Source organism: Erwinia sp. E_sp_B01_1 (assembly GCF_036865545.1).
Taxonomy (GTDB): domain Bacteria; phylum Pseudomonadota; class Gammaproteobacteria; order Enterobacterales; family Enterobacteriaceae; genus Erwinia.
On the sequence record NZ_CP142208.1, the window covers coordinates 677,127 to 689,471 of the forward strand.

11 protein-coding genes are annotated in these 12,345 nt (G+C 48.8%); all 11 read left to right on the forward strand.

The features are described from left to right. Positions 1-20: 20 nt before the first annotated feature. The 11 genes from VRC33_RS03265 to VRC33_RS03315 all read left to right on the forward strand — a co-directional run bounded on the left by VRC33_RS03265 (position 21) and on the right by VRC33_RS03315 (position 12,299). Positions 21-1,514, forward strand: a complete 1,494-nt coding sequence (locus tag VRC33_RS03265; protein WP_338560806.1) for a serine/threonine-protein kinase — start codon at positions 21-23, stop codon at positions 1,512-1,514. A gap of 56 nt (positions 1,515-1,570) precedes the next feature. Further along, positions 1,571-3,532 carry a type VI secretion system tip protein TssI/VgrG gene (tssI, locus tag VRC33_RS03270; protein ID WP_338560808.1) on the forward strand — a complete coding sequence of 654 codons (1,962 nt, stop codon included), beginning with the start codon at positions 1,571-1,573 and terminating at the stop codon, positions 3,530-3,532. 21 nt (positions 3,533-3,553) lie between these two features. Beyond that, complete coding sequence (locus VRC33_RS03275; RefSeq protein WP_338560810.1) at positions 3,554-4,612, forward strand: PAAR domain-containing protein; 1,059 nt, start codon at positions 3,554-3,556, stop codon at positions 4,610-4,612. 24 nt (positions 4,613-4,636) lie between these two features. After that, a complete protein-coding gene (locus VRC33_RS03280) occupies positions 4,637-5,074 on the forward strand; it encodes a hypothetical protein (protein WP_338564013.1) in 438 nt (145 codons plus the stop codon). Between the two features lie 17 nt (positions 5,075-5,091). Beyond that, positions 5,092-5,568 carry a hypothetical protein gene (locus VRC33_RS03285; RefSeq protein ID WP_338560812.1) on the forward strand — a complete coding sequence of 159 codons (477 nt, stop codon included), beginning with the start codon at positions 5,092-5,094 and terminating at the stop codon, positions 5,566-5,568. Continuing rightward, positions 5,565-6,158 carry a hypothetical protein gene (locus VRC33_RS03290; protein WP_338560814.1) on the forward strand — a complete coding sequence of 198 codons (594 nt, stop codon included), beginning with the start codon at positions 5,565-5,567 and terminating at the stop codon, positions 6,156-6,158. Before VRC33_RS03285 ends, VRC33_RS03290 begins: the two co-directional genes overlap by 4 nt. A gap of 162 nt (positions 6,159-6,320) precedes the next feature. Continuing rightward, positions 6,321-8,459, forward strand: a complete 2,139-nt coding sequence (gene tssI, locus VRC33_RS03295) for a type VI secretion system tip protein TssI/VgrG (RefSeq protein WP_338560816.1) — start codon at positions 6,321-6,323, stop codon at positions 8,457-8,459. A gap of 2 nt (positions 8,460-8,461) precedes the next feature. Continuing rightward, the gene (locus tag VRC33_RS03300) at positions 8,462-9,616 is read left to right on the forward strand and encodes a DUF2169 domain-containing protein (protein ID WP_338560818.1); all 1,155 of its coding nucleotides are present in this window, start codon (positions 8,462-8,464) and stop codon (positions 9,614-9,616) included. Next, entirely contained in the window at positions 9,609-10,904 is a 1,296-nt protein-coding gene (locus VRC33_RS03305) for a PAAR-like domain-containing protein (protein WP_338560820.1), read from the forward strand. Before VRC33_RS03300 ends, VRC33_RS03305 begins: the two co-directional genes overlap by 8 nt. An 8-nt stretch (positions 10,905-10,912) precedes the next feature. Next, a complete protein-coding gene (locus VRC33_RS03310; RefSeq protein ID WP_338560822.1) occupies positions 10,913-11,680 on the forward strand; it encodes an ankyrin repeat domain-containing protein in 768 nt (255 codons plus the stop codon). Positions 11,681-11,882: 202 nt separating this feature from the next. After that, entirely contained in the window at positions 11,883-12,299 is a 417-nt protein-coding gene (locus VRC33_RS03315; protein WP_338560824.1) for a hypothetical protein, read from the forward strand. The last annotated feature ends 46 nt before the right edge of the window (positions 12,300-12,345 follow it).

Here is a 12,345-nt window from a genome sequence, read left to right on the forward strand (position 1 = left end):
CTATCAGAGAGTTGTCCACTATGTCAGAACACGATAATCCGCGCGCAGTCCCGAATGCCTTACCGGTGGGCTACCGCTTTAACGAGTTTGAAATCAAGGAAGTGATCGGCGGCGGCGGCTTTGGCATTGTCTACCGCGCCTGGGATCATCAGCTCGAACGTACCATTGCCATCAAAGAATTTATGCCGGCCTCGCTGGCGGTGCGCAATGACGACCTGACGCTGGTCCTGCGCAGTGAGCGCTTCAGCAAGACGTTCCATGCCGGGCTGAACAGCTTTATCCAGGAAGCGCGCCTTCTGGCCCGTTTTAATCATCCTAACCTGCTGCATGTGCTGCGCTTCTGGGTGCAGAACGATACTGCCTATATGGGCACCGCGTTTTATACCGGCACCACGCTTTCCCAGCTGCATATCAAGCGCCCGGAGATGATTAGCGAAACCTGGATCCGCACAGCGTTGCCGCCGCTGTTCGGGGCGATCAATACCATCCATCAGGAAGGCTATCTGCACCGCGATATCTCACTGGATAATATTCAGATTCAGGAGAACGGCGTGCCGGTGCTGCTGGACTTTGGATCGGCGAGAAAAGCCATCGGTAATATGTCCGATGAAACCGAAACCATGCTCAAACCAGGTTTTGCGCCTATCGAGCAGTACAGTGACGACAACGAAAACGAGCAGGGCACCTGGACCGACATCTATGCGCTGGGTGCGGTGCTGCATACGCTGATCACCGGTTCGCCGCCGCCGGTCAGCGTGGTGCGCAGCATTGAAGACAGCTATAAGCCCCTGATGCAACTGCGTCCGGCGGGCTATTCGCTGCCGCTGCTGAACGCCATCGATCAGGCTCTGGCTTTGCAGGCAGAAGATCGCCCGCAGACAGTGGATGCCTTTGCCGCGCGGATGGAACTCTCTCCAACTGATATCAACGAAATACACGAAGTGAAAGTCAGCGGACCGGGCACGATGCTGGTGCCGGTTGAACAGGAAGAGGAAGCCCCCGCGAAAGCTGTTTCTCCGCTGAAGCGCTTTAGGGTGCCAGGCCTGATTGCTGCCGGTGTGCTGGTGGGCATAGGTGTGGGCGCGATGATTGCGGGCGGTGGCAGTGATGATTCTGTACAGACCGCTTCAGCGGGCGCAGAGAGTAGCGGGCAATCTACCGTGGCGAACGCATCGAATGCTACTTCTGCTGAGGGTTCAGCGTCATCCACTACGGAAAACCTCCCGGCAGCCAGCCAGCCGCCAGCTTCTGTGGCAGATTCTTCAGCCGCGCAGCCAGCTACGCCGCCTCCACCGCCGGAACCTGTGGCACAGGTCTATATCAAACTGCAACAGGGTGACGAAGTAGCGGTGAACGGTAACGCTCAGGCGCTGGTGCCTTCACCGAATGGCTTCGCCATGCTGCAACTGCCACCAGGTGAGTACCGCTTCAGCATCAGCAACAAAGGTCATACCCGCGACCAGAGCATCAGCGTCGATCGTGAAGGCGTATGGCTGCTTAATCCACAAAGTTAATCTTCAGTAAGCCCGGCGGGTGACTCTGCCGGGCTATGCCAGTTTGGGACATCTTCATGTTTGAACGTATTACCGTACAACTGCCAGTGGAAGGGTTGCTGTTCTGGAAGCTCAGCGGCCGCGAAGCGCTCTCCAGCGCCTTTGAAATCACTGTCGATCTTTTAAGCTACGTTGCCCGCATCGATCGCAAAACGCTTTTAGGTCAACCCATTACCGTTTCAATTCCCACCCCAAATATTATGTCCACCCGCTACCTCAACGGTAAGATCACTCAGGTCAGGGTTTACAGTCAGGAGCTGAACGGGACGCGATATGCGGTCTACAGCCTGGTAATGGAACCAGATTTGTGGCCGATGAAACGTGACCGTAACCTGCGCATATTTCAGAGCCAGACCGTGCCGCAGATCATCAAGGCATTGCTCGGCGAATATAAGGTGAATATTGAGGATAAGCTGACGGGCAATTATCGTGTCTGGGGATACTGCGTGCAGTATCAGGAATCCAGTTTCGATTTCATCAGTCGCCTTATGGAACTTGAGGGAATTTATTATTTCTTCCGTCATGAGATTGATGGACATACCCTGGTGCTGATGGACAGCGCTTACGAGCATCGGCCTTACACAGGTTACGAGGTCATTCCCTATCACGTCACGCCATCCGGTGGCGTTACTGACCGGGAAGGTATCAGCCTGTGGGAACTACAGGATCGCGTTACACCGGGTATCTACAGCATTGATGATTACGACTTCCGCAAGCCAAACGCCTGGATGTTCCAGGCGCGGCAGAACCCCTCTTCACCCTCTCCAGGACAAATCGATGTCTACGACTGGCCTGGTCACTATGTCGACCACGATCACGGTGAGTTCTACGCCAAAATCCGTCAGGAAGTCTGGCAGGTTGAACACCAACAAATCAGTGCTGTTGGAACCGCCCTTGGGCTGGCTCCGGGTAATACATTCTCACTGCTTAATGCTCCTTTTTTCAGCGACAACGGCGAGTATCTGACAACAGAGGCTTACTATGATTTCGAGGAAAACAACTACGCCAGCGGCAGCGATAGCAGTACGAAACATAATATCGCGATAAAAGTCATCCCCTCAGAGATAACGTTTCGCGCCGACCCTAAAACGCCATGGCCTCGCACCCACGGCCCGCAGACAGCCAAAGTGGTGGGGCCAAAAGGCGAATCGATCTGGACCGATAAATATGGCCGCATCAAGGTGAAGTTCCACTGGGATCGCCTGGCTAAGGGCGACGACACCAGCTCCTGCTGGGTACGAGTCTCCAGCGCCTGGGCGGGACAGGGCTACGGGAGTGTACAAATACCCCGCGTGGGAGATGAAGTGGTTATCGACTTCATTAATGGCGACCCGGACAGGCCTATCGTGACTGGGCGAGTCTACAACGAAGCGAGTATGCCACCGTGGGATCTTCCAGCATCTGCAACCCAAATGGGATTCTACAGCCGCAGTAAAGATGGGCACCGGGATACGGCGAATGCGTTTCGTTTTGAAGACAAATCAGGCCATGAGCAAATCTGGATCCATGCTGAAAAAAATATGGATACCGAAGTTGAGAGTTGCGAGACGCATCATGTGGGCGTGGATCGACTGAAAACCATTGGCCGGGATGAAAAAGTCACGATAAAGCGCAACCGGCAGGCTAACGTTGGCGAAAATGCACTAAGCAATACGGGAACTAAGCATGTCATCAACGTGGGTGAAGACGAAACGGTCCTTACCATGGATAAAGATGGCAATGCGCTGCTTGAAGCCAATACCAGCATCAAATTAAAGGTTAAGGATAATTATATTTTGATTTCTCCTGACGGCATTCAAATCCAGGTGGATTCAGGAAACATCCATGCCGAAAGCGAGCTACAGGCGCTGTTCAAAGGCAATGAACTGACCACTCTGGGTGACGGTAAAAATAGTGAGCTGAAGGCAAATGATACGGTGAGTATTACCGGAACGAACATCACCGATATCAAAGGTGCCGTAGTAAAAATTAACAGTTAATGGCTGAAAAGGAATACAGGCATGGGTAATCCTGCGGCCAGAGCTTCTGTTGATAAAGCAGCTCACAGCGGCCCAATTCAGTCCGGGAGTCCGGACGTTATCATCGGTGGTTTTCCTGCAGCCCGAAAAGGCGATTCGTTTTCCTGTACGCAGCACGGCAGTGGCATTATTGTCGGGGGTTCTGGCAGCGTATTAATTAATGGCGTGTCACTGGCACGTCAGGGAGATAAGACGCAGTGCAACACTGGCGGAACGCCAGCTTCATCAAAGCCCAAACCTGCACCGCCGCAGTATTGGGGAGGAAGCCTGGCGAAAAAGGCTGGTGAAGACGGCATGATGCATGGCGACTTTTACGACGCCCGGATCCTTGGTGCTTACGCCAGCCTTGAAGACAGTACCAGTGACGGCAGCTATGACACAGCTTCGACCGGCTTTGCTCTGGAAAATCTCACGCTGGGTAATACGGAAAGTGACGATCTGTTTAAAGGCGAGCTACGAAATAAGATAGGTGAGGCTGATGCTAAAGGGGCTTATTACAATGGCGACAGCAGTATATATGGCATAAATAGCGAAGCTACGGCTACAGCTATGCAATATGGCGCTACCGGAACAGCAGGAACAGAAGATACTTTGTACGCTGTAGCAAAGGTAGATGTCACTCTGGCTACTGCTGATGCAAAGGCTGTTGCTGAACTTTACACTGGCAATAAAGGGCGTTACGGTTTCAATATTGAAGGCGGAGCCGGAGCTGCTGCAGTGAAAGAGGAAGCAGAAGGCAAATTGAGTCTGTATGGCATTATTATAGTAAATGCGAAAGCAGGAGCACATCTGGGGGCAATAGGTACGTCAGCCGGATTAGCCGCTTATATAGATGATACTGATTATTCCGGTACGGTAAAAGTTACGGGGAAGTTTGCTTTTTTACTGGGGCTGGCAGGAGAAATTGATGTTAAAGTTGCGCTAAAGCCATTACGTAATTTATTTTTTGGTAAGAAAGATAGTATAGGGGATTCCAAAGAGAAAAATAATGGTGATGGTGTTATCATTAACGGGTGTGCTACGGTTTTAATTGGCGATTAAATTTTTTATGGGGTTGGTGTGAGTATGAATGTTATAGCTTTTTTGTTCTTCCTGGCGGTAGCAGTATATTATGTCTGGAACGGAAAGGATTTTTATATAAAAAAAGATTGGGTTGGGCTGGGTAAGAAATTTATCGCAGTTCTTATTGGGGTTGTCATTCTTGCTTTTGTACTTAAAGGGCTGGTGGAAATTATACCTGGATTTTCCAATAATACCGCAGGGGATTTGATGGAAGAGATAGGTATGTCATTTATAATGGTGTTGGGGATAAAGTTTCTCATTGTAATGTTATGCGCCATATTTAGTCGGATTATGGATTTTCACAGGGTTTATAATGCAAAAAACTACCAAAAGTTTTCGCCACTAACTAATAAGGTTGCACCAGCCCTGCTTATAGTTGCAAAATGTATTGTTTCGCTGGGATCCGTAGTGATTTATTATGGGATTTGGTTGGCGCATTAATTCAGGAGGAGGAAATTATGGATTTTGATATTAATCATCCTTTTCCTGTATCTCCTGCTCTTACTAAAGAAGAGATACAGGAGCGCTACTGGAAGTGTCTTTATACTTCAGCTCAACAGGAAATGCTGCATTATTGGGTAGTTCTGCCTAAAAACATTAAGCCCACTGAACTGGAGCCGGTCACTTTTGCTGAGACGGGCTTGATCAATATCGGACGTTATTTCACTACGGATGATTCGCCTTATCTGGAAGTCTGGGCAGGATATGAGCGATGCCAGTGGGAAATGAACGCTTCTGACTGGTTGTTCAAAAAACTCTCTTTGATGGGGGAAAAAGTCCTCCATCGACGTCTTGTAGGTAAAACATCAGAACAGGGAATCTTTGCTGATGTTCTGACCATTAAAACGCATTCATCCGGTGATGAGGTAATCTCGCGATATACCGTACAAAAAGACTACAATCGTATGAAGGGGGAGGGAATTACTTTTTATTGAAAGCTTCCTGCGCCTCACGTGATTATGCTGCGCTCGCCAACGATATTTTCTTTACAGTAGTAAATTGGGATCTTTTACATCGCAGTAATTTAGCCCTGGCTGAATTGCCCTCAACAGTTGATCTTGGAGGGAGTGGTTCCTTTAAAATACCCGGTTCATGGCACGCCAAAATTATTGCGAAAAACAGGCTCATCATCGATCATACTATTGACGGAATTAATTACGGTGTCATAAATATTTATTTCTATTCTGATTCTGTTTGCTCATCTGCCGAAGACGCTTTTGAAAAATCAACGGCGCGTTTTCATCAACATGATAATACTGTATCTTTCGTGGCGAATGAGTTGGAAGAGTTTGAAAATGATATTAACCCTGATTTGGGGGTGATGCATACCTGTACTGGTGAAATATATAGCGAAACAGAGAAAATGCGCGCTTTATACCAGTCCTATATCTTTAAATGTTCTACGCTGTGGTGTTATGTAGAACTGGTAGGCCAACACAGGAATAATACTAATTATAATTTCGAAGCTAATAAACGCTGTGTGGAAATCATCCTGTCTACGTTGAATATTAATTCCAGGAAATGATGGTCGGGGAGGCCCTCATGTTGGAGCGCATTCAAGTCCACCTACCGCCCCCTGGAAAAAAACGCCGATCGTTATCGCGTCGCTACTTAATCCCCAAAGTAAATCCTCTCTAATCTGCCTGGTGACTGACTCTGCCGGGCGAAGTCATTCAGGGAAATCCTCATGTTTGATCGCATTACAGTCCAACTGCCGACAGAAGGCCTGCTGTTCTGGAAACTGGGCGGCACAGAGGCGCTCTCCAGCGCTTTTGAAATCACCGTGCAACTGCTGAGCACCGACGCACGCATTGAGCGCAAGGCGCTGCTTGGCCAGCCCATCACCGTCACTGTTCCCACGCAGAATCTGATGGGGACACGCTACCTCAACGGTAAAATCACTAAGGTCTCGGTCAGCAGCACGGAACTGAGCGGCACGCGCTATGCGGTTTACAGCCTGGTGATGGAACCCGACCTCTGGCCGATGAAGCGTGACAAAAATCTGCGTATTTTCCAGAGCCAGACCGTGGTGCAGATTATCAAAACGCTGTTTTCCGAATACAACGTGACGGTGGAAGACAAGCTCACCGGCAACTACCGCGTCTGGGAATACTGCGTGCAGTATCAGGAAAGCAGCTTTAACTTTATCAGCCGCCTGATGGAGCTGGAGGGGATTTACTACTTCTTCCGCCACGAAGCGGACAAACACACGCTGGTGCTGATGGACAGCGCGCAGCAGCATCAGCCGTTCCCGGGTTATGAAACTATTCCGTATCACGTCACGCCCTCCGGTGGCTCGACCAGCACAGAGGGTATCAGCCTGTGGAGCCTGGAAGATAAGGTCACGCCGGGCATCTACAGCATTGATGACTACGACTTCCGCAAACCGAACGCCTGGATGTTCCAGGCACGACAGAATCCATCCTCGCCCTCACCGGGGCAAATCGACGTTTACGACTGGCCGGGCCATTTTGTCGATCACGGCCACGGCGAGTTCTATGCCAAAATTCGTCAGGAAGTGTGGCAGGCTGAACATCAGCAGATTACGGCTTCCGGCACTGCGCTGGGCCTGGCGCCGGGCAGCACCTTTACGCTGCTGAACGCGCCGTTTTTCAGCGACAACGGCGAGTACCTGACGATTCAGGCAGATTACTATTTTGAAGAAAACACCTACGCCAGCGGCGGCGGGGGCAGTACAACGCACTCTGTTGACATCAGGGTGCTGCCTTCCGGCGTGACCTTCCGCGCACCGCCCGTTACCGAATGGCCTCGCACCCACGGCCCGCAGACAGCCAAAGTGGTGGGGCCAAAAGGCGAATCGATCTGGACCGATAAATATGGCCGTATCAAGGTGAAGTTCCACTGGGATCGCCTGGCTAAGGGCGACGACACCAGCTCCTGCTGGGTACGCGTTTCCAGTGCCTGGGCGGGACAGGGTTTTGGTGGCGTGCAGATCCCGCGCGTGAATGATGAGGTGGTGATCGACTTCATCAACGGCGATCCGGACAGGCCGATCGTGACGGGCCGCGTCTATAACGAAGCCAGCATGCCACCCTGGGCGCTGCCCGCTTCCGCCACGCAGATGGGCTTCCTCAGCCGCTCCAAAGACGGTTCGCCGGACAACGCCAACGCCCTGCGCTTTGAAGACAAGGCAGGGGAAGAGCAGGTGTGGGTTCATGCTGAACGTAACATGGATACCGAAATTGAAAACGATGAAACCCGTTCTGTGGGCAGTAATCGCAGCAAAACTATCGGCGGCAACGAAACCACTCAGGTTAAGAAAAACCGTACCGAGACGGTGGACGAGAATGAAACCATCACGGTCCATCAGAACCGTACCGAAACTGTGGATGGTAATGAAACTATCACCGTGCACAGCAATCGCACCGAAACGGTGGATATGAATGAAAAAGTTCGTATCGGACAGAATCAGTCGGTTAACATCAACGGTAATCAGTCACTTCAGGTTGATCAGGCTAAATCAGAAACCATCGCCTTGGCATCCATGCTGAACGTGGGACTGGCTCAAAACACCAATATTGGCGCCGCCTACATCCTGAATGTGGGAGCAGGCTGGATGACCAATACTGGCGCGATGCAAATGCATAATGTCGGCATGAAATACTCGGTCAACAGCGGCAAAAATATCAGCCTTTCAGCAGGGACAACCGCAGAATACAGCGCAGAAGATAAAATCTCGCTGGTGTGCGGAGAAGCCATGATTGTTCTGGAAAAAGACGGCACCATCACCCTCAGTGGCACCAAACTTAAACTGATCGGCGAGAAGGTGATTGACCTGGATGGCACGCAGATAGACATCAACTGATTATGGAAAATTTCAAAAATCTGACGGCTTTCCCGGCCCTGCTGTTTGATTCTCTTGATCAGCACGATCATGGTTTCTCTACAGTGGTTGCCCGTCTGAGCTACGACCTGGATTGTCAGAGTGGGGATCTTACTCTCAGCGAAGATCAGGGCGAGCTGGTTGAAGAGGATCGCTCTTTTGGTGAAAAGGGAAGAAGCAGCGTCCGGTTTGAAAGCGACCTGGCCCCTTATAAACCCTGCATGGATCTGGTATTGAACGCCACTGCCTGGGCACCAGAAGATAAGGCAGTAAAAAGTTTCACTGCCGGAATACAGGTTGGGGATTTTACCCGCCTCATCAAAATTAATGGTCCCCGGGAATGGCGCAAAATGATCGCCAGCTGGCAGTTGGGCGAGCCACAGCCCATCACATCACTCGATTTACGTTATGAGTATGCTGTCGGCGGTTTTTATGAAGAGGCGGGTAAAGATGTCATTGCCTCTCCGGCTAATACAGTAGGCAAAGGATGGTATCCGTCAGCGTTGTTAAAAAAGACCAAAGTACAACGTCTGCCAGCACCTCAGGTTGAGTGGTTAACCCATCCTGTCGGGAAAATCGACCAGGTAGCGATGCCTGCTGGATTCGGGTTTTTTGGTCGCGGATGGCAGGGAAGGATTGAGCACGCAGGTAATTATGATGAGCAATGGAAGAAAAACCGCCATCCTTTTTTACCCAGAGATTTCAATTTTGCTTACTGGAATGGCGCGCATCCCTGGCTGCAGTTTCCCTTACCTGAACCGCTGAAAAGCGTCCCCATCACGCTGAAGTATTTTATTTCAGCAAGCGAGATTGCCAGCCAGCAGATACATATCAACGTCCCTGTGGAATCCCTCTTTGTTTTTATCACCACGCAGCAAGGCGCTGGTGTGGCAAAAGACATGGTGCTGGACACGCTGGTAGTCGATCTTGCCACTCGCAAAGTTCACTGTAGCTATCGCACGACGATGTCAGAACTGATGGAGCCAGCGATGACGGAACTGCGTTTTATCGCAGCGGATGAACGTAAAACACAGCTGGCATTAGCAGCGAAACTGAATAGCGACCCGCAGGCCATTGAATTTGTGCCGCTGCCCGCAAGTCTGCTAGCCACTTTGCAAAAGGTAGAAGCTCATGGCTGAGAATTTTGCTGCCCGTAAGGATGGTTCCTACAAAGTCGTTGGGATGGCTCCCGACCTCTGTTTTACGCCAGGAATTCAGCCTCCGGTGCCATACCCGGTGACGGCCACGCTGGCACCTTCCAAAAGTACCGTCAACTCAGTGAATTTCAACGGTCACCCCGCTTTTGTGTTTGGTCAAAGCTTTATCCCTAACACTATCGGTGATGCCGCAGGGAGCAATAAAGGAGTGGTAAGCGGCACGGTAGAGGGAGACTGCTGGTCAATTGAACACAGCCCCGACTCCTTTATTGGTGGCCACGCCCTGAATCGAGTGAACGATATGTTCGCTATGAACGGTAAAGCTGTGGGTGGACGGGGTGGGGCGCTGGAAAAACATGAGACCTGGGTACGACGCAAAACGCTGATAGCTAAAGGCAAGCAAAGCAGCGATCCGAAAGTCAGGGCGGCGGCAGAACGCCTTGAGTTGAATAACACCGGGGTTGAGAAAGCTCGCCTGGCTGATTACGTTTATGAGCCCAGAAACCCCGATCTTCCTACTCCTCCCATTCCTGATGGATGGAAAGACATCAGTGATGACCCTAAGGCTCTGGCGAAGTATGGTTTATCATCAGGAGATCTGTCTGCAGAGGGTTCACCACAGTTCAGAGCAAGAGTTTATGAGCCTCAGGAGAGTGTATTTGGAAAAGATATGAACCCTTCTGTTGTGTTTCGCGGTACTCAAGCCGGGCCGGATTGGGGAGCGAATGCTAAGCAAGCGTTTGGAATCAAGACCGACTATTACCAGCAAGCAGTAACTATTGGATCAAATTTAAAGCAAAGCAGCGTACCTATAGACTGCACTGGTCACTCTTTGGGTGGCGGTATGGCGTCTGCATGTTCAGCCGCTAGCGGTAGACAAGGATGGACATTCAATGCTGCCGGTTTAAATACTGGTACAGTAAAAAAGTATGGAGGTTCGCCAGTCGAAGGATTTGAACCAAATCAGGTAATCAATGCTTACAGAGTGAAGGGTGAAATGCTTACACTTGGACAGGAACCTGGTTTTTGGGGAGGGACTGCTGTTATCGGTTCAATGGGGTTGGCTGGTTTAAAAGTGGGAGGAGGCTGGGGAGGACTTGTAGGTGCCGGATTAGGGGGAGTTATCGCTGCTTTACCTGCGGCAATTGGCAAAAAGCATGATATGGATGGCGGAAAGGGAGACCCTATTACGAGGCACTTTATGAGCCAGGTAATACATTGTATTGAAATGGAGAAAGACCAGGATGAAGCGATATTAAAAAATACATGAGGAAAGTAATGAAAAAATTTAAAAATTGGTTCATGAAATTAGCAGTTGTTATGGCTGTCGCATCTCTGGCAGGTTTGATTTTAGGATGTTCAAATATGAAAGTCCCACCGGCAGAAGATTACTTTAGCGGTACGCAACTTGAGTTGGCGCAAGCTATCAGAGATATCAGAGTAGATGACGTTGATCGTATTGCTAAAAGTACGAATTTAAACAAACCAGGCGCTAAAGATATGACGCTACTTTTCTATGCATTACAGGTGGCGGCAAATAATAATAAAGAGAGTCTGGATATCGTTTCTCTGCTGGTAAAAAAAGGTGCCGATCCTTTATATCGTGTCCCGGATTTTGGTAGTGCCGCAGGTGTTACCGCAAGATCTGACAATCCAGCATTTATGAAGGCGCTGCTGGAAGGCGGAATGAGTCCAAATGTCCAAAGTAACTATAAGCCAGTCATTTCTATTGCAGCGTCGGATCATTCTTTTGAAGTGCTTAAATTACTGGTTGATTCCGGTGCTGATGTGAATGCAAGAGATAGTGCGGGTAAGACCGCTATTATTGATGCATTAGCACGTATGGAACTGGATCAGGTTGTTTACCTCCTTAAAAAAGGAGCCGACCCTACCTTGAAAACGATCCCGGGCTGGGAGTTTTCCAATATGTTGGATGACGTCATCAAACGTGAGTCGGGAAGTAACACTAAAACTAAAAACAAGTTAAATGAGATAAAGGAACTCGCCATTAAAAACGGAATGAAATGGCCACCAATGGTACATTAATTCTAAGCTGACGCGTCAATTTACAATCTATCTTTCCTCATTGTTTATTATGAAATGATGAAAGATAGTGTTGCTTTTATTCTATTAATCCTGATGAGGGGTTGTAATCGAATCTTTGAAAAGTTTGCTAATTCTTTCAATAATTTATAGCAATATTTTTTAATTATTTTTAATGAAAGCAACTGATTATAAGTGATTAACTATGTTGATTTTAAATTATGCATTGCGCCTGGCGGTTATTCTCCCCAATATATTTATTGTTTTTAGAGAGGTAATGGTAATATCTGTAGGATTTATTTTTTTTATAGTAAGCTTGGGTGGTGAAGGGAATTTGACATCGACTGAAACTTTGAAGTTTGTGGGGGCAGTGTTTCTGGTTTTCATTTCTGGAGCTATTTATGCCTCAATTTCTACAATTTTGATTATCTTATCGGTTAAGAATAAAAACTCAATAGTAATGTTGTTATTGCCTTTTTTACAGGTTGCTTTTTATTTTATTTTCATGATGTTTGAATCTCTTTCTATAGTTGTTCAGGAACTTATTATTCCAGTGGCGATAAGTGCATTATCCGTTTTTATTTTCTACGGAAGTAAACGATTATATCGAACTAAAACATAATTAATCTAGAAAAGAGTTGATTTTAGTTATTTAATTTAATGTTATT